This window comes from Ktedonospora formicarum, from assembly GCF_016587355.1.
Taxonomy (GTDB): domain Bacteria; phylum Chloroflexota; class Ktedonobacteria; order Ktedonobacterales; family Ktedonobacteraceae; genus Ktedonobacter; species Ktedonobacter formicarum.
This window is the reverse complement of the sequence record NZ_BNJF01000009.1, coordinates 261,060-280,037: the sequence shown is the minus strand read 5'-3', so window position 1 is coordinate 280,037 and position 18,978 is coordinate 261,060. Positions and strand designations below refer to the sequence as shown.

Sequence of the window (18,978 nt, the reverse complement as noted above, 5' to 3'; positions counted from 1 at the left end):
GTATGATTCGCGCCCATAAGATCAGACTTCATCCCACACCTGAGCAAGCCACGTATTTTGCCAAAGCCGTGGGTACCGCACGCTTCGTGTGGAATTGGGCGCTGGCAGAGTGGAATCGGCAATATGAAGCCGGTGAGAAACCGACTGCCTTGAAGCTCAAAAAACAGTTCAATGAGATCCGACGTGAGCAGTTCCCCTGGACGTGGGAAGTGACGAAGAATGCCTCTGATCAGCCCTTCCTGGACCTGGGAAAAGCCTTTACCGCCTTTTTTGAAGGCAAGGCGCGACGTCCACGCTTCAAAAGCAAGAAAAGAAGTAAACCGAGCTTTTATCTGGCCAACGATCAATTCGAGTTCAAAGATCACCATGTCTGGATTCCTAAGCTCGGTTGGGTGAATATGTCAGAGCAGCTGCGCTTCAAAGGAAAGGTCACAGGAGCACGTGTGACCCGCACGGCAGACTGGTGGTTCATGAGTTTTACGGTAGAAATGCCAGATATGATGCCTGAGAAGCGAAAACCAGCAGTGGGCATCGATGTTGGCTTGAACCGATTGGCCACCTTGAGTACCGGAGAGGGAGTCGAGAACCAAGCCTTCCTCAAAACGGCACTCAAAGAACTGCGTCAGGCCAACAAACGACTGCATCGCCGCAAAAGCGGGTCAAAAAACCGGGAGAAAGCGCGACGTCAGGTGGCACGACTCCACTATCGCATTACGTGCATGCGCGATGATGTGCTCCAGAAACTGACCACCAGGCTCGCGAATTGTTATGGGATCATTGGCATTGAAAACCTCAACCTCAAAGGGCTGCTCAAGCATCGCAAGCTTGCTCGCTCGTTCTCGGATGCTGCACTGGGCAAATTCCTGAACCTGCTGAGAAGGAAAGTCGAGCAGCGCAGTGGACAGGTCATCCAGGTCGGACGCTTCTTTCCCTCCACCAAAACCTGTCATGCGTGCGGATGGAAATGGGAGGACATGACACTCTCTGATCGCATTCTTCTTTGCCAAAACCCACATTGTGCGTATTACCAGTTCCCACAGGATCGCGATCATAACGCAGGCCTGAACATCCTACGCGAAGCCCTTCGCTTGATCGGGCAGATTGATCAAGTCGTCAACGGTACTGGCTTGGACGTGACGTAAACTTGGCTGTGGACTTGACGTAAGCCCAAAAATACTCCGGTATTGAGGCAGTTGGGAGTGAAGCAGCAACAACAAAAGATGTGATAGAGCTATGCTTGCATATGTTTTACTACATTAATTGAAGCAGATACACTTGCCTTATCAGAGCAAGCATTACAAGAACTCCTCGTTGAGGACCCACTCCTCTTTCGCAAGTATAAGTCAACCAAAGGAATTGTAGCAGAGAATATATCATATGATGATCGTGCGTATGTAAAAATACATATTTTACATTCGGAAGACTCTTGAGATGGGCATGTGTTTGGTCATGTGTCCTTACAACTATCCAGTCCTTCCCTGTTCCTTATTCTGGTACTTATACACATTTATGGATGAATAACGCGCCCATACAATTTGCGCTTTACTCGTGATAACCTAACTTCCTGGCCAATGTGTAGGCTTGTCGCGCTTCTCGCGATCTTCCTAGTTCTTCAAGGAGAGTTCCTTTAGCCTGGTGAAGGCTGGCGTCGTTGGAATTAAGACGAAGAGCAGCTTCAAAGGCAACCAAAGCTTCTTTACGGCGACCAAGTGTCCAAAGGGTAAACCCTTTCATTGTCACAGCAGCAAAATCTTTCGAGTCAAGATATACAGCTTGTTCGTAGGCGCTCAAAGCTTCTTTATAATGTTGAAGTTGGGAAAGAGCGCCACCTTTCTGTCTGTAAGCGGCTTGCATATATGGGTCCAAACGAATAACTTGATCAAATGCTATAACCGCTTCCTGATAACGTTCAAGAGTTCCAAGAGTTTGACCCTTATTGTAATAAGCAGAGATGCAGTTGGGGTCAATAGATATAGCTTGCTCATAGGTTGCCAAAGCCTCTTTGTGGAGTTGGAGGTCACTAAGAGCACTTCCTTTGTTGATCAAAAAACCCGTATCACTAGGATCGAGGCGAATGGCGTGGTCATAAGAAACTAACGCTTCTTTGTATCGACCACAAAGGTGGAGTGCGTAACCCTGGTTATAATAAGCCAAAGCAGAGTTTGGATCAACGCGGACAGCTTGCGTATAAGCCGCTAGAGCCTCTTCATACTGTTGGAGTCGACCAAAAATATTCCCCTTATTGATATAGGCATCCACATCATCAGAATCAAGGCGAATAGCTTGTTCATAAGCAAAAAGAGCCTCTTCATACCGATGAAGTTCTCTGAGAGTATCTCCCTCATCTCTCCATTGCTCGGATGTTTTCTGTGCTGGCATCCCAGTATTCCGTTCATCCTTTAGGGGAAGTTTAGAGTCATTAATCAAGCTACTACCAACTAATTGTTTAGACAATTTTTCAAGGTCTAGTTGTTCTTTCCTACTAATCTTCTCCCAGCTTTGTAAAAAAAGCTGTGTTATCAAAGGACGAAATGATTCGATTTCTTCGTCTTCTGATGGAAGTAGCTTTTGAGCCTGAAAGATGAGAAAAATGGTTAGAAACCTTCCCAATGCTTGTTCAAACGGTGAAACAGGTTTGTCTATTATGGAGGTTTTTAGTTCTATCAACCCATCACTATCTGGAGGAACTGGAATATACCAAACAAGGTTATAACGTTCAGAACGATCGACATTCGGGATCAAAGATCCGGCACGTTGCTCAATCCTTTCTAGCTCCTGCTCAACGGATTGCCCATTGTTGCTAAGTGGTAAAAGCTTATTTCCCGCTTCCAGCGCAGTTATCGCCAAAATTTCCTGTACAGCTGAATTAAAGTAGAGATCGGGGATATAGTTTATCATAAATGCATATACCCAGAAAGCGTATTCTGGCATTTCAGCCTTTAGGAATGCATCTGAAATAGAGACTAATATTGTGGTTTCTTCAACCCAGCTACGAAACGCTAGATCTGCTAATTGTTGGGCATAAGCACCAGATTGGGGATTTTGAAGTAGTGTAACCAAATCATCCCAATTACCCAAAATGCGTGCCTCAGATGGTAAATTCCTTCTTTCAGGCTGAGTGATATATAAAAGATGATTTGATCGTCTAATAGCATCTTCCGCCGAAATTTGTGATCCCATTTCTAACACAACACCCACCCAATTTTCATGCCAGTAAACACATGGCACTTTCTGGAAAAACCGTCGTCCACACTTGGGGCAAGCAAACATATTCAGCGTTCCGGCAATTACTGACTGCACCAGGTTTGGAAATGCAACTGCATCAATCTGTGGAGAATAGTCAGCCTCAAATGAAGCGTTACAATTTGGACAGGTAAGATCCATTTTAGTTTTCATGTTTTGTTCCTTTTTCTGGCACGAAGGACATCTATGGAACGGATAGGATGCTCTAACTGAAAGGGATTTCCCTCTATCCATGACTGATTATTTTCTATGAGATTATCTAGACGGCAAGAGAGTTGACAAAGATAGAGAAATCCTTCCGAAGTTTCAAGTGAAAGGCGGAAAGCTTCAGTTTCTCTCGGGCCAATTACAAATTGTGTGTTTGTTCCCTTGAGTAGATCTATTTCATCGGAATCGGCTATATCAGCAAAAAGATCATATTCGCGAAAAGGAGCGCCTGGTTTTTTTAGTCGTACTTTTTCTATTGGATTTCGCTCATGGATATGCAATACAAGTTTTGCAAGTTTAAATGTCTTTTTGTTGGAGAGATTTGTTATTGAAAAATGAATTTCTGCTCTGCTTGACCAAGGTGGTGGCACAATAAAATCGTCGATTATATGAATTACAGCTTCTATTGATTTTAAAGATATTCTAGCGGTATTCTGCGTAACAAAGTAATTTGCATGTTTCATGACATCACTAGGTGATTGACGTTGAAGCAATGCATCTACTACTCGATGAATACCTTTCGCGACATCTTCAAATGCACTATCACGATTCTGCCAGACAGTAATAGGGCGTGCATTAGATGGCAACATTGGCATTTGACTAAATGGAGTATTGCTCCAATCAACTGGACGGAGAAGTATGGGGATAACATGAGCTTCATTTTTCAGATGACGTTCAATGATGCATATCATTTCCTTGCTATAACAATAGTCTGAATTGAGAAAATGAGCACTTACCAGCAAAAGTATTATATGAGCACTCTCCAAGTGAATTTTGGTTTCTTGCTCCCTAGGAGCACCAGGGCTAATTTCGCCATCATACCAGACGGTAATGAGACCCTCACGACGTAATCCTGCCAGGTGACTATCCAGTTCATCACGTAATGCACGATCTTTGTGCGCATAGCAATATAAAAGTTCGAGAGGCTGCAACGACTTTTCTGCCATAGCACACACTTTCTCATTTTATTCGCCAAAAATGGTATTTACTTGTTAAATGCTACTTTAACTAAATAAATCACCCTTAGTTTCAAGAGGATAGTTCCGACTTCATTTCTGAGCAGAGAACTTTCCTCTTTCCCTTCTATCAAATGGAGCGGTTCTTTATTCAATAGCGTCCCCTTCAGACGTAGAGAGCATCCTATTGCACTGCGTCTGATATTTTTTTGCAGCCAATGCCTGCTACTTTGCGACTGGTGACAGCTTAGGAAACTGATCTCTCTTGTTGCGCTCTTGAACTAGCGGATAGTAGTCTGTTTCAGCCGATGTAACTGGGTTGAGTGGCTCTTGAGCTTCATGATCATGCGAAGATTCCATACTCGTTAGAGATCCCTTTCTTGTTCGTTCGGAACAATAGCTAATCATGCGCCAACATCAAATTCTGATTGGTGAATCGCTCGATTTATTGCGGGATAACTTTTAAGATGTCGCTGTGTTGGATTGTTATATATTCTTCCCATCAATGCATACCTATATACGTTAGAAAAGGAAATATTTAGAGCATAAATAGAAAAACAAAATATTAGATAACATTTCTGCTTCTGTCTCCTCTCATGAGAGCAAGCCATTTCAACCTACAAGGCATAAAATATTCAAGAAGAAATGGCAGTTCTGGCGAGCGTCGTGAATGCTTCTCGTCAATCAGAATGTTGGCATTGATTTGTGGCTCGGTCCCAGCATCGTAGATAGTTGCTGTAGTGTACCTTTTAAGGGAACCGTAAGACAAAAGCCTTATTGCTCCCTCTTCTTTTTGCCCTGCCTCCATACAATATAAAGTAGAAGGAGGTGGATATGTCGAAATGGAGTGAAATGATTACACGCTTCGAGCATGTAACGGACAAATTGGGCAAAGGGATTGATGATGGAATCCTCACGACTGTTGTGGCATTAAATGTGCTAGGTATTCACACGACTGGCTCATGCGAAGGGCATATAGAGTGGGGCTTGCCCTATCCCTGGATAGATATACAGCCTGAGCTTGAGGGAAAGCATCAGCTCTATGAATATCTGAAACACTTTTATCAATCAAACACGATAGACTTCGATAGGTCGCTTACGTTTCACGGCTACCGCTTACGAAGCCAGGGGAGCGCGTTTTCGAGCCTCTTTACCGAGTCGGAGAAACAGCGGAAGCTTGAAGCCTATCAGGCAGAAATGAATGCCTTTGCAGCGTATCTGAAGACGCTTATTGATGCATAAAACACGGAACGCGGGTGGCCCGCGCCATGCACGCGCCAGATTGGCGTGTACACGTCGCGAATCCACCCACGCTCTTCTTGCTCGATGCCTTGCTCTATACGTGCCCTCGCGCCCCTACAGAGGGGCTAGCCTTGGCGCTCAAAGGACCTCTCGGAGAAAGTCCATGATCACCAGGGCATCCACCCGGCTGCGGTGTGCCACGACCCCCACCATGTTCGTCAGGAGTTGCAAGAGGATCGCGTTGGACCTCTCCGTGGGCATCGCCTTGAAGAAGTCCCTGATCCCGTCGAGGTCGTTGCTCCCGACCAGCGCGATCAGTCGGGACCACTCGGAGTCGGTCAGGGCGTGCGGCGGTTGGCTCATGATGAGCACCTTCCGTAAGTCGACGAGAAATGCATGACACGAGCAATCGGCATGGCCTATCCTTCTCTGTTGCTGAAGGAGGGTTCATTTGTGAGAGATAAGCGGCCAACTCGTCTCGTGGTTCCTCCTGTCTCCTCCGCGATGTCTCAACGTACTGACACACGGGGGAACCACATACGGGGATGAACCAGAACCCGGTCACCTGCTAACTCGCGTGCAAGTTGAGAGATGACAACCAATTAACTCAGGCCACCAGTATAACAGTGCGAGTCTTCAGAAAACAAGCGCAAATGATCCCTCGATAGGGAAGGTTTGGGATTTGTGCAAAGAAAGAGAAAGAGCCAGGCTATGCTATGTCGTAACAGAGAACCTGGCTCTTTCGCGAAAATTATACTACAGACAAGCAAGCGCTAATGTGAATAGAGCGCGCGCCAATTGCCTCCGTGATGAGAACAACTCCCACTTCTCCCGCCTGAGAGGCTGTAGGTCCCATCGCTACACTCCATCACGTAGCCTTTTCCATCCCAAAAGCTGGCAATGCAAGCGAAGTAGCTACAGAAGGCCGATGGTGGGGAATAGATAACAGCTCCCGGATTAAAGTTATAGCCCCATGGGTTCCCGTTTACCCCTGTCGGAGGTGGTGGTGGCGGCTGAGTAGGCTTGGGTTTCGCAGGTGGTGATGTCGGTTTTGGCGGCGGCGGCGGTTGTGTTGGCCTGGGTGAAGGTGTTGCAGTCGGCTTTGGTGAAGGTGTTGCTGTTGGACTGGGCGTCGCCGTTGCTTTTGTCTGTGTAGGCGTCGCTACAACCTGCGCCATCGTCTTGGTTTGTTGTTTTGTGGGTACTGCCGCGGCATTGCTTGCCGGAGTTGGTGGCAGTGTCGCTCCCCAGGCCGTAAATGCACCACAGCATGCGCAGGTCGAGAGCAGAAAGGTCCCAAAGATAAGCATAATACGGGCAGCTAGCCTCTGGCGTCCGAACCAGCCCCAGAAACCAGGTTTGCGTGGTGGAGTGAGTAGAGTAGAGATTTCAACAGTTCTCAAAAAGAGAGGAGAATGGAGGCAAAGAGTGGCAAGAAGCCCAGAAAGCACCTGTCTCGTAGACAGATGCGAATATATGTTCTACACTCGAAGAAAGAAGAGATTTTGACATCTCCCAGGAGCAGTGGGTAATGATTCGCGCGCATAAGATACGCCTGCATCCGACAGAAGAGCAGAAAGACTATTTCGTCAGAGCTGCAGGTGTTGCTCGTTTTACATGGAACTGGGCACTGGCTGAGTGGAACCGGCAGTACCAAGCAGGCGGGAACCCAACAGCCTTGAAATTGAAGAAGCAATTCAACCAGATCCGACGGCAAGCATACCCCTGGACCTGGGAGGTCACCAAGAACGCCTCCGATCAACCGTTCCTCGATCTGGCAAAAGCCTTCACCGCGTATTTTGAAGGCTTGAAACAGGGAAACAAGACCGGTCGGCCCACATTCAAGAGCAAGAAGAAAAGCAAACTGAGCTTTTATCTGGCCAATGATCAATTCGAGCTTGGAGACCATCGGATCTGGGTCCCCAAACTCGGCTGGGTAAATATGGCAGAGACATTGCGCTTTGTGGGCAAGGTCACAGGCGCGCGCATTACCAAAACAGCCGACTGGTGGTTTGTCTCGGTGCGCCGCTTCGGCGCACAGTGGATTACCTCGGAGAGGTAGGAGGTTGAGAGCGGAAACCTTCTAGGACACCCACCCTACCTAGCGGGAAAACCCAAAGGGGAAAGAAGCATGGTGGGAAGTGCGCCCAAAGAGGCACATGATCTTCTGTCGTGCGAGAGCGCGACCTTACTCAGGCGAAGTAAGTAACGCAGCCCCTTACTTCCCGCCGAAAGGTTTGGGGGGACTGTAGCATGGGGTCAAAAGTCTATTGAAACCCTAACACCAAGGGTCAGAAGATAGGCAGCGAGGTCGTCTATGGTCAAGGCATGATTGCTTCAACTCTAGTCGTGGCGGAATACATGCGTCCTGTGGGAGTGGTGTCATCGCCCATGTCTGATGGTAGCCATGAACTTTCCCGGCGTGGTTACAGCCTGCATCAGAGCCAGCTCGTAGGGAACGAGAAACGACGTACGGAGGGCCTAAGGACGAAGCGAAGATGATGTGTAACTTGGGGATCGCCTACCATCCGAGAGGGTCAGGGCGACGGAGTGGTAATAGTATTGCGCCCATGTGGCATAGAAGTCTCTGCCTCGGAAGAGGTATCACTGGAGTAATGTGATTAAAGCAGCATCTTATCTACTCTCACAAGAAAGTAGAGACACCTTTACCCGAAAGGCGTGAGGGGACAAGAGCATGATGTGAGTAAGGCCGATGAAGTTCGAGTACCGCGAGCCAGATGTCGGTCAGCTAGGTCGTGCGTGGTGAAGACCGCATTGTTTGAAACCTAGTCGTGGTGGACCAGGCGCAGCCCACAGGATACGGTATGATCGCCTGTGCTGGGTGTTGTAGGAAAAGCTACTATTTTCCTGCAAAACTCCCACCCAGACCAGCCCACAAGGAGTGGGAAACGACGGACGGGACACCTGAAGCACGAAGCGAGACTTCTAGAGCAACTTGGGGATGGCCTACAGCCCGTGAGGGCCAGGGTCACGGAGGAGTCGTAGTACTCTCTCATCAAAAGTTTTTTTTTTTTTGAGAAGGAAGGACTCTAGGGAATCTGCTTGAATTTGAGGAGGTTGACTTGGAGAAGTCACAAAAGACCTTACACAGACTTGAGCGCCTACGACACCTGAATACAGACAGGAACTGGGTAAATGATGACCTTTATCGATTACTGTACAAAGAAGATTTGTACATCGTTGCCTACGAAAGGATCAAATCGGCCCCAGGAAATATGACCCCAGGATCTGATGGAAAGACCATTGACGGAATATCCATGAATATGATCCAACAGATCATCGAGGAGATGCGAACGGAACAATTCCAGTTTAAACCCGTCCGAACCGTTTACATCCCCAAATCAAATGGGAAAATGAGGAAATTGGGGATTCCTTCAACACGCGACAAAATTGTGCAAGAAGTGATCCGTACCATTCTTGAATGTCTTTATGATAGCCCACATGGCCCCTACTTCCATGAAACCAGTCATGGCTTCCGCCCAGGCCGCAGTTGCCATACAGCCCTGCGAGAAATTCGAGGGAAATGGCCTGCTCTCAACTGGTTTTTGGAGGGAGATATTCAGGCGTGTTTCGACGCCATCGACCATGAGGTTTTAGTGAGCCTCCTTCGGAAGAAGATTCAAGATGAACGCTTCCTTAATCTCATCTGGAAACTCCTTCGAGCAGGATACCTGGACTTGCAAGAAGCGAGACACGACAGCCTGGCAGGAACCCCACAGGGCGGATTAGCCAGCCCAATCTTGGCAAACGTCTATCTCCATGAACTCGACGAGAAAATGGAAGAGATACGCAAACGCACGGAACGAGGCGGGGCAAGAAAACACCCCAATCCGCTTTGGAGAAAATTGTCAGCACAAAAACTACGCTTAGCTAAGAAAGGAGTAACGCGCACCAAAGAATTTAGAGCATTGGTACGTCAAATTAGAAGTATCCCTGCGGTAGAAGTGAACGATCCCAACTTCATTCGCATCAAATACCTGAGATACGCGGATGATTGGCTGGTCGGAATCTGTGGCCCTCGTACACTTGCGGAACAAGTGAAGGAAGAATTGAAAACCTTCCTGAGTCAACGTCTCAAGCTCACCTTGAGCGAAGAGAAGACCCAGATCACCCATGCCCGCAAAGAACAGGCCCACTTTTTAGGAACGCGATTAGCCATTGGCAGAGAAGGAGTCCAACGCGTCGTGACGACCAACAATGGCTCAGGCAGACCGATTCAACGTCGATCCACTGGCTCAGAAATCGTTATGACAGCTCCACGAAATGAACTGGTCAAGAAACTCCACGCCAAAGGGTTCTGTACAACTACAGGGCACCCAACAACGAAGCTCGCATGGATAGACCTCGACGCAGATCAAATCATTCCTCTTTTTAATGGCATCAATCGGGGGATACAGAACTACTACCGGTTCGCGGACAATTTTGGGCATCTCGCCCAGATCCAATATATCCTCAAATTCTCACTTGTGATGACGTTCGCAGCCAAATACAAACGCCCGGTCGGTCAAATCTTCAAACGTTTCGGCAAAACCCCAACCATCATGATCAAGGCAAAAGATGGAAAGAAAGACCGACGCGTTGCCTTCTATGCGAACAGCGACTGGAAAAAGCAACGCAATGGCTTCCAGATCGGGCAGGAGGAAGTGGACCGTCTCCAATGGAGCATTACCATGCGAACCCGCTCAAAACTAGGAATGCCCTGCTGTATTTGCAACAGTGTCCAACAAGTAGAAATGCATCATGTCCGCCATATTCGCAAAACAGGAGGCAAGAAACCTGTAGGAGTCAATGCGATCCTACAGATGCTGAACCGGAAACAAATCCCTGTCTGTAAGACATGCCATCAGAAGATTCATCGCGGAGATTACGACGGATTGAATCTCTCAGACTTGGCATACAACCCGTACAAACGGGAAAAAACGTAGGAGATTCCGTGAGAGCTGGATGCGGTGACAAGCCGCACGTCCAGTTCGGGAGGGGAGGGTTGGTGTTCTTGAGCAATCAAGACCTGGCCTTCTACCTCACGTTCGCCAATGGGAAACCATTCGTTGAGCGAAGTACCACAGGAGGCCAGACTCAGGAAATGATGGTTGACACGGATGTGTCATGAGACCATCGTGGGAGTTGCATTGAAAAGATGCGGGTCTCTGGAGAGCCTGGTGCATAGAAAGTGTGCATGCCATGGTTCGTTCGGGGGAGGACGGTTGGAAACGTGCCGAGAGGTAACGCGCTGGCCGTCTATCCTACAGCGACGAAGGTCGAAAGGATGTAGACTGAGGTGTCGCAAGTCCTGTACGCATGGTGAAGCCTGAATTGGTTGAAACCCAGTTTCCAGCGGTGCAAAACCACACCCGCCGCAGCATCCTTGAAGCGGTGACACCGTATGACACATCTTAATCGAGACGGATGTGGAAGCTCTCTACGGTGAGCGACCTGCAATGACCAGGTTGAAGGAAACGAACGGGACCCTAAACGTACTGACCGTCCACTGTGCGCAAAGGCGGGATCGCCTACCAGGGGAGACCCTCATGGCGACGGAGCCGCCGTAGTAGCCAAATGCTCAGGGTAATGCCTGAGACAAGACGAAGGGCGGCAGGGAGTACCGACCGGGACCTGAGTGGGGACGCGAAATGCGGAGAGCCTGCTCAGAAGAACGGCGGGAAACTGGAGAGCCGTGTGCAGCGAAAGTTGCAAGCACGGTTCGGGGGAGGGCCGATGGAAAAGGGCTGGCTGAACCAGTACCTCGCCAGCGGCCTATCCTACATTCAGGTCGAACTCCCGGAGACGATCCCGGCGAAGAAATCAGCTGCCTGTGGCATCGATGTCGGACTGAACCGGCTGGCAACCTTGAGTACCGGGGAGGGATACGAGAACCAAGCCTTCCTCAAAACGGCACTCAAGCAACTTCGTCAGGCGAACAAGCGGCTCCATCGTCGCACACGCGGCTCAAAAAATCGAGAGAAAGCTCGCAGACAGGTGGCACGGCTACATTATCGAATAACCTGTCTGCGCGATGATGTGCTTCACAAATTAACGAGTCAGCTTGCCAACGCTTACGGGATCATTGGCATTGAAGACCTCAATCTCAAAGGATTGCTCAAGAATCGCAGGCTTGCTCGTTCCTTCTCGGACGCAGCACTTGGCAAACTGCTCCAGCTATTGACAAGCAAGGGAGAGAGCCAGGGCGCAAGGATCGTGAAGGTGGGACGTTTCTTCCCATCGAGTAAAACGTGCCATGGGTGCGGATGGAAGTGGGAAGAGATGCAATTGTCCGATCGCCTTTTTCTTTGTCAAAACGCCACGTGCGCTTATCACCACGTTGCGCAGGACCGCGATCTGAATGCGAGTCTCAATATCTTGAACGAAACCCTTCGCTTGATCAATACACTCGATCAAGCCGTCGGCGGCACTGGCTCGGACGCGACGTAAAACATGCCTGTGGACTTGGTGGAAGACGGCTCCCGCTTCAGTGGGAACGCAACTGGGTGTGAAGCAGGAACAACAAAAGATGTGGCAAGGCATGCATATGTTTTACTACATTAATTGGAGCAGTGTGGTTGCGTTACATCATTGTTATACATCCCTATAATCACATCCCTTTCATCAATGTACGCATATAAACGCATCGATATGTTGGTTTTTGGGGATAAACTGAGGATTTGTATATCCAGATCCTCTCGTGTCTTTATTGCATGCGCTCTGGCTGCTTAGATGGCCCAAGTCCTCAAAGAGACAAGAATTCCAGAAGATGAGACTGGACTTGATACCCCAAAACGACAAGAAAATTCACAATTGCTGTTTTCTACATTCTGATGGGATGAAGGTGGCCATCTCTATGTATCGATGGACACCTTCATGGATGAAGCACTTTCACTGTTATACATTCAGAGCGTTTCCACTACTCGCTCCTCATCCACTCTCCACATGCTTTTCAAGAGAAGTTGCCTATTCAGCAGATTCCACTTGAGAGATTTGCTCACCATGTTCCATCAGCTCTACTTCGCTCTGTGGAGCATGAGATTTGTAATACCGCAACTTTCCTTTCAAACAAGGATACGTGCTCAACACCCGGTAGGCCCAGGCAAGCAAGCCTGGATACGATGCAAAAGCTTCGATAAATCCACGCCAACACGACCCGTAGCACTGCTGTACATAGCGTGCAGCCATCTGGCGAAGGATGGCTTCTTGCCTGCCTACCTCACCAAGAAACGCATGCTCCGCCAACACATGCCCTATCAAAAAGCGCTCATCATCAAAATTCGCCTGTGCAAAATCGGCGTCGGTGAGGTCCGCACCTCGCATATCGACGCCATTAAAGGTGGTTTCCGCAAAGTCGCACCCACTGAAATCGCCAGTGAGGTACCCTCCTGAGAACTCACCATCACGAAAGGCCGCCTGAGAGGCTTTACATCCCACAAGAGAGCAGTTGGTGAAGCAACATTGCTCCCAGCTCGCAAGTAAGAAGGTATTTGTGAGGGTGCAGGTATGAAAGCGAACCTCCTCCATGCGCACAGTCTCCATAAACTGGGCATTGTAGAAGAAGCAATCGCGGAATGTAGCGTCGCGTAGCGTACAGGCATCGAAGGATGCCCCATCAAAGCGACAATAAGAGAACTCAACGTGTGCAAGGTCCCACCCCGAAAACTGAGTACCGGAGAAATCACAGTGGGAAAACGTCATTCTCCGAGCTGGTTTGATGTGCCATTGGCGTCTTTCTTCAGAGAAGGAAAAACAGGCTGGATAGTAGGAAAGCACACTCCCAAATCGCGCATCAGAGAGATCAGCATTCTCATCGAAACGACACTGCTGCAACGTCTGAGGGGTCGTAGCCAGAGCCATCGTCAGGAGCAGGTCAGTACAGGACATCGACGTGAGCATCTCGTTCACAAACATTCTCCTTTATGGATACAACACGGCAGAGAGCCGTCTATCTCGTTTTTTTCTCAACCGTAAGCAGACAAACATGATCAAAGAACAGGTTGGGTCGGGGGAGCGCGAGGCACCACATTCCTCCTCTTCAAGAGCGGCATCCCTGTACGCCGTTGCCTTTACATGAAGCAAAGAGCCTTTACACATGACATCAGGATGTCGATATGACACTATGTATTTGAATGAGGTCTTGTAGCGGCGTAGGTATAGGCCAGACGCTCAGCGAGTGGTCCATTCACCCACAAGGAGATGGTATTTTCAGCAATGCCCAGACCCTGGATTATCCGCTGAAGTTCTCCGGGCAAATCAGAGATGCGCCAGCCAAGCGCAGCACCAGTCAGAAACAACTCTGCACCCCCACGCCCCACCGTAATACCTTGAAGGTCGGAGATTCCTTGTAAGGGGAATGAGGCTGGGAGCGTTGTTTCAATAGGTGTTCTCTGCAAACCAGTACAATCAAAAAGGTAGTTGTAGACCCTCCTTCGAAGTCTTCCCTGTTCATCCTGATGCGTGACTTCAACGAGAGATGCATCCTTTATCGTGCGGTATCGGCGCGCCTTGCCAGGAATCGAGGTCGTTGTAGGAGTATAGACACCTTGATAGCGCCTTCGATTGACCTGATCATATTCCTGTGGGGTGGTTGCTTGCTCATTGTAGATGGTGCTTTTCCTGTTGTGAGGCTGGCATCCTTCGGGATACGCGCTCAGGGGACCTCGCCCATCCACCAGTTCTTTGAGGGTTCGCATCGTATCGCCATTGCCGATATAGGCAATTGACTGCTTTCTCCCGAGCTCATTGAGTGGAAAAGCGAGGGGATCAGCACCAAAATCATCCCACAGCTCATAGAGCTTTTCGATAGCAGTGAGGGTCAGGACTCGGGGGAGCGGAACGTACATCTGAGCCAGGCGTGTGCGGAGCCACTGACACTGGGCTCGTACGCCAGGCATGGACGGTACTGCCTCAAGACGACGCAGTGCCTCATCATGCCAGCTGAATTGATGGCGAATCTGGCGGAGGGTCGCATCCAGTTGCGCCTGGGCCTCCTGGTACACTCGTTGTGAGGAGGCGCCAGGCACCTTTGATTGCTCTCTCCCAGGGCCCGTCAACAGAAAGACAGCGGAAGCATCCATTTCACGCCTGTCTCCACTGCGCATGTCCATCAGGGTAAGCCGTAGCCGTCCATTGGCTGTTTGACGCATTGTTGACACCTCAACACGTTGATTGACAAGATAGGCATCAACGTTACAGAGCAGGTTCGTAGCCACCAGGTCACCCAGACGAGGGCCAGCGATATACCTGGCAGTGCTCCCATCCTCACAGGGCACGGATTTGATATCTGTCTGCAGCAAGAGATCGACATCCAGGTTATTGAGTTGCTGTCGCCCAATGATCCGTGTTGTGGGTCCTGCAAGCAGGGGCAGCGGGGCACCGTGAAAGTCGGTGATGAGGGAAGAACTATTAATGTAGAGTGGACGGTTCCGCCACGGCTTCCCAAGGCTACTGTGCTCCGTTACCACAGTCACGGAAAAAAATGCGCCTAATATACTGGCAACGATAGATGCGAGAGGTCCCCCCCCCACCAGGACCACCTGTGCACGGAGAGGGGCTTCCCCTCTTTGAGCCTGGCGATCCATCGCCTCCAGAAGACGAGCAGATGAGGCTTCTACATGTGTATCAAGCCCCCGCATCCATTGACGAAGGAGGACCTTCTCCTCAAAGATTGCGGAGAAAATCGGTTCGAGGAAATCGTTCGCACAGTTAAAGCGCCGGTCAAACACTGAGGGAAGCTGACGAAAGTCTTGTGCCTGCCACCCAAGCTGAGCGGCCAACTGCATATTGTGGACAAGGGACCGCATACGAGGGCTGATGGAATGGGAGTCAAGCAGCTGGCGCAAACATGGAAGCATGGGACGCAGGCGCTTCTGCCGCTTCTGCAGATGCAACTGAGCAGGGGAAGGGCAAGAATCGAGAGACATATGTGCCATATGTGTCAGCAGAGCATCACGCAACACATCAATAGCAGCAATGTTCTTATTCTGATAAATGAGCTGTTCGATCTGCGCGCGTTGGTCGATCCTGCTTTGCATTTGGCGCACAGGGCGAAGTGAGGTATGCGAATCCGATGAGGCATTCTCTGTCATGGGGAACTCCTTTCCACGTTTGAGAATTGGCGCCTGGGTGGAAGGGCACACAAAAAAGGAGCCACGATGAATGTCGTGGCTCCCAAATGGCATTTGGTTGCGTTTGATTGGCATTGATGGTGCGCGAAGCCGCTCATGGGCAGCATATGAGGAGAAGAGAGGAGGCAGGAGACCACAGAACGGTCTCGCACGCAGTGCAGCGTCCACCCTCTCTTAACTCATTCTTACTGATTATTCAGGCCCTGGTGCCTCCTCCATTGCAAGAGCACACGTTGTGCAGGAGTGATAATGGTGGAGCAAGAGGCGAAAAAAGTGCGTGCAATAGCCACATGGCTGGCAATAGATCGAGGTGGGGAACGCTTCCAAATGGCAAAGATCACCCTGCATGGACCTGATGTGTACTTCGAGGCAGCGTCTGAAAGTGTGCACATATCAAGACCTGGCACTCCTTTTCGTGCTCATTGGGGTGGGCACGCAACCAGTCAATAATCGGGTTGGCTTCGCTGGTCAAGAAGGCGTTCGTGTGCTCATCACATCGTTGCTCTGGCTCGCAACGGTTCCTTGTCCTTCCATGGTGCCCGATTTGTGCGTCGTGCGGAGCAATTCTTCACGCACAATCGGCACATGAGGTGGTGCCTCCACTCCAAGTTTGACGCGTTCGCCTTCAATGGCGAGTATAGAAAGGTGGATAGTGTCACCAATCCTAATTCTCTCACCTACTTTTCTTCGTAGTACAAGCATATGGATACCATCCTTTTCCATTGTTCTCTCAAGAGGCCATCTTGCTATAGAAGTTCCTCAACCGTGATTTCAGGCGGGATCTCAGATACATCCACGCCCTCCCAGAAGAGGTCCTTCATGATCTCACCCAAGGCAGCGAGTAAGTGCTGCTGCGCTGTCTTGCGCTTCTGCTCAAACGCATGGCTTCCTCTATAGCGTGCAAACTGGGTAAACACGGAGGCGAGAGGATGATGTTCGCTGAATTGAATGAGGTAAATTAGAAATTTGAGCTGGCCCTGTGTATCAGGAAGTACCACGCGAAGCTGAGGGGTAGTATGGGCAAGACTCAAATGATAGAGTGCCTCATCCTCCTCAGCATACCGAAGGATCGTCACCTCTGGTTCGTCAAGAGAGCGCTCAGATCGCTGGTGGCGCCCTGACGTCCGCTCTCTTTCGATGGATTGCGCCTTGTCTTCCATTTCTACACCAAGCGTACGTAAGAACTGCACAAATTCGTCGCTATCTGGATTCATACACCATACGCATGTGCTCTCACTTGAGGCAAAAGCACATGCTCCTCCTTCCCTGGATACAAAGTATTGTTCATGTTCTCGTTATTTCCACACTATCCACACGTCCGCATACCGTTTTGCCCTGATGCCACCGTTTATGTGAGCGCAGCAGATCCATGTTCCTCTAGAGCTTGCGCTCATTGCAGACGAGGTGTGGATTGGGTCGTGTCTGACGCCCTGGTGCTCAATGGCATCATGACGTAGTGATACTGCGTGGAGGCAAGGGCCGGGGTGATCTCGATAGGACGAAGGGGACTCACCACCTCTAAGGCAATCTCTGGCATATCGAGTACCGCAAGCACATCCGCCAGATACCGGGTATTCAAGCAAATCTCCTGCTGATCGTCTCCAGAGATGGTCGCAGGAATGACACTCACATTTGTGCCCAACTCCTCAGCGGTGGCCTGTAATGTCACAGTACCTGGTTCCCCTTCCTGAGTCTCCTGTCCACGCAGCGTCACCCGTACCAGATTGCTCCCATCTCTGGCAAACGGCTCGACTTCCTTGACCGCTGCAGCAAGCGCCTGTCGCTCCATGACAGCCCGTGTCCTCCACACTTTGGGAAGAACAGCCTGATAATTGGCATAGGTCCCTTTAAGCAATGGTGCAAAGAAATCCAGAGATGGTGTATGGAATCGCACCAGATTCCGGCGGGGAGTTATGCACATTTCCACTGTCCCCGCTTTCGGCAAGATGCGAGCAAGTTGTTCCATGACGCGTGCTGGGATAAGGAGTGCTTCACTTAGATGCTCGGCAATCGGCAGGTTGCGTACTGCCAGGCGAAATGAATCAGCAGCCACACAGGTCAACTGCCCGCTTTTTGCTGTAAGGTATACCCCGGTGAAGATGGGGCGACTTGTGTCCTGGGTTGCGGCAAAGGCCACCTGTTCGATGATCTCTTTGAGCTCAGTTGCCTCCAACACGATAGGTTCTTGCTCATCGTCAAGAGCTGGCATCAGGGGAAACTGCGAAGGATCCATCCCATTGATATCCGCACTCGACCGCCCACAGCTGATATGGCAGACATAGGTGTCTTCTTGCAGAGCAAGTGAGACAGGATTTGCCTGCAGGCTCCCAATATAGTCCGTCAGGAGTTTGGCAGGGAGTGCGATAGATCCATGCACTTCAATGGTGGCTGCAAGCCGATACACAATACTCACGCCTTCCCCATTGGAGGCAGACACCTGGAGTAGCTCACCATCAGTGGCCACATGGACATTTGCCAGCACCGGAAGCGTGCTCCGACGTGGAAACGCATGACCAACAATCGTCAGAGCACGTGCGAGCTCTTGTTGGGCACAAGTAATCTTCATAAAATTTCCGTTCCTTTCGGCTCAGACCTCTTTGGAGCAAACCGGTACAAGGGAGGCATCACAGCTCTCGCTTCTCTCCCTTGCCAGAACGTATACTCGCTCTAGTCTGAGCACCACTGGCCGATAGAAGCATGAACTAACGATTTAAGAGACGATCCGGCAATGGATCATTCGAGATGATGTCAATGAACGCACGAATCCGCGCACTCATGCTCATAATTCGAGCAATGGTTGAGAGGGGCACATCACGGTAGGTGAAGTACTCCTCTTTCGGCAGGCGCAGCATATCTCGTATGGATTGATCCCGTTCCGGGTAGAGATCCAGGTACACCTGTAGCACATCTTCTAGATCGACAAGCCTCCCCCGTAACGACCGCCAGTTCGTATATGCCTTACTTGCCGTGTACATGTCCTCAAAGACATTTCTATACGCGGTGCCAGGGGCCCCCTGACGCCCTAGCTCGATCTGTCGTATTAAATGCCCCTCAATCTCTTGTTTATTTGGATAAATCATCGTAATACTCCTTTTTCTTGCCATGCATCATCTCAGCCCGCAGGCATTGGCATAGAGGCAAAGCGTATGCAAGCACTTGCCCTCCGGGTGCAGCAAGTTTTTTTGCGTGAAACAGTACAT

General features: G+C 49.8%; 13 protein-coding genes and 3 pseudogenes. 7 read left to right on the top strand and 9 right to left on the bottom strand.

Going from position 1 to position 18,978, the window contains the following annotated elements; all coding sequences use genetic code 11:
• The first annotated feature begins 2 nt into the window (after window positions 1-2).
• A pseudogene (locus tag K3T82_RS44235) lies at window positions 3-1,165 on the top strand (RNA-guided endonuclease InsQ/TnpB family protein).
• 377 nt (window positions 1,166-1,542) lie between these two features.
• Here the strand turns inward: K3T82_RS44235 and K3T82_RS44230 are convergent.
• Window positions 1,543-3,396: a tetratricopeptide repeat protein gene (locus tag K3T82_RS44230; RefSeq protein ID WP_220199829.1), complete on the bottom strand. Its 1,854-nt coding sequence runs from the start codon at window positions 3,394-3,396 to the stop codon at window positions 1,543-1,545.
• Entirely contained in the window at window positions 3,393-4,397 is a 1,005-nt protein-coding gene (locus K3T82_RS44225) for a toll/interleukin-1 receptor domain-containing protein (protein ID WP_220199828.1), read from the bottom strand. Before K3T82_RS44225 ends, K3T82_RS44230 begins: the two co-directional genes overlap by 4 nt.
• Window positions 4,398-5,240: 843 nt before the next feature.
• Here K3T82_RS44225 and K3T82_RS44220 point away from each other — a divergent pair.
• Window positions 5,241-5,648 carry a hypothetical protein gene (locus tag K3T82_RS44220; RefSeq protein WP_220199827.1) on the top strand — a complete coding sequence of 136 codons (408 nt, stop codon included), beginning with the start codon at window positions 5,241-5,243 and terminating at the stop codon, window positions 5,646-5,648.
• A 225-nt stretch (window positions 5,649-5,873) separates the two neighbouring features.
• Window positions 5,874-6,029 (top strand): hypothetical protein, encoded by a 156-nt coding sequence (locus K3T82_RS44215; protein WP_220199826.1) that lies wholly within the window; start codon window positions 5,874-5,876, stop codon window positions 6,027-6,029.
• Window positions 6,030-6,421: 392 nt separating this feature from the next.
• Here the strand turns inward: K3T82_RS44215 and K3T82_RS44210 are convergent, their stop codons facing one another.
• Window positions 6,422-6,958 carry a hypothetical protein gene (locus K3T82_RS44210; protein ID WP_220199825.1) on the bottom strand — a complete coding sequence of 179 codons (537 nt, stop codon included), beginning with the start codon at window positions 6,956-6,958 and terminating at the stop codon, window positions 6,422-6,424.
• A 221-nt stretch (window positions 6,959-7,179) separates the two neighbouring features.
• Here K3T82_RS44210 and K3T82_RS44205 point away from each other — a divergent pair.
• From K3T82_RS44205 to K3T82_RS44195, 3 genes and pseudogenes are all read left to right on the top strand, one after another.
• A pseudogene (locus K3T82_RS44205) lies at window positions 7,180-7,674 on the top strand (RNA-guided endonuclease InsQ/TnpB family protein); the annotation flags it as partial.
• A 1,057-nt stretch (window positions 7,675-8,731) separates the two neighbouring features.
• Window positions 8,732-10,594: a reverse transcriptase/maturase family protein gene (locus tag K3T82_RS44200; RefSeq protein WP_236031734.1), complete on the top strand. Its 1,863-nt coding sequence runs from the start codon at window positions 8,732-8,734 to the stop codon at window positions 10,592-10,594.
• An 838-nt stretch (window positions 10,595-11,432) separates the two neighbouring features.
• Window positions 11,433-12,098: pseudogene (locus tag K3T82_RS44195) on the top strand (RNA-guided endonuclease InsQ/TnpB family protein); the annotation flags it as partial.
• Between the two features lie 516 nt (window positions 12,099-12,614).
• Here K3T82_RS44195 and K3T82_RS44190 read toward each other — a convergent pair.
• Window positions 12,615-13,547 carry a pentapeptide repeat-containing protein gene (locus K3T82_RS44190; protein ID WP_236031926.1) on the bottom strand — a complete coding sequence of 311 codons (933 nt, stop codon included), beginning with the start codon at window positions 13,545-13,547 and terminating at the stop codon, window positions 12,615-12,617.
• 221 nt (window positions 13,548-13,768) lie between these two features.
• Complete coding sequence (locus K3T82_RS44185) at window positions 13,769-15,739, bottom strand: hypothetical protein (RefSeq protein ID WP_220199823.1); 1,971 nt, start codon at window positions 15,737-15,739, stop codon at window positions 13,769-13,771.
• A 288-nt stretch (window positions 15,740-16,027) separates the two neighbouring features.
• Between K3T82_RS44185 and K3T82_RS44180 the strand changes: the two genes are divergently transcribed.
• On the top strand, window positions 16,028-16,228 hold the full coding sequence (locus K3T82_RS44180) for a hypothetical protein (protein ID WP_220199822.1): 201 nt from the start codon (window positions 16,028-16,030) through the stop codon (window positions 16,226-16,228).
• An 18-nt stretch (window positions 16,229-16,246) separates the two neighbouring features.
• Here K3T82_RS44180 and K3T82_RS44175 read toward each other — a convergent pair whose 3' ends face one another.
• The 4 genes from K3T82_RS44175 to K3T82_RS44160 all read right to left on the bottom strand — a co-directional run bounded on the left by K3T82_RS44175 (window position 16,247) and on the right by K3T82_RS44160 (window position 18,858).
• Entirely contained in the window at window positions 16,247-16,480 is a 234-nt protein-coding gene (locus tag K3T82_RS44175) for a carbon storage regulator (RefSeq protein WP_220199821.1), read from the bottom strand.
• A 44-nt stretch (window positions 16,481-16,524) separates the two neighbouring features.
• The gene (locus K3T82_RS44170; RefSeq protein WP_220199820.1) at window positions 16,525-16,992 is read right to left on the bottom strand and encodes a hypothetical protein; all 468 of its coding nucleotides are present in this window, start codon (window positions 16,990-16,992) and stop codon (window positions 16,525-16,527) included.
• Between the two features lie 176 nt (window positions 16,993-17,168).
• Entirely contained in the window at window positions 17,169-18,344 is a 1,176-nt protein-coding gene (gene dnaN / locus K3T82_RS44165) for a DNA polymerase III subunit beta (protein ID WP_220199819.1), read from the bottom strand.
• A gap of 136 nt (window positions 18,345-18,480) precedes the next feature.
• Window positions 18,481-18,858, bottom strand: a complete 378-nt coding sequence (locus K3T82_RS44160) for a hypothetical protein (protein WP_220199818.1) — start codon at window positions 18,856-18,858, stop codon at window positions 18,481-18,483.
• Window positions 18,859-18,978: the final 120 nt, after the last annotated feature.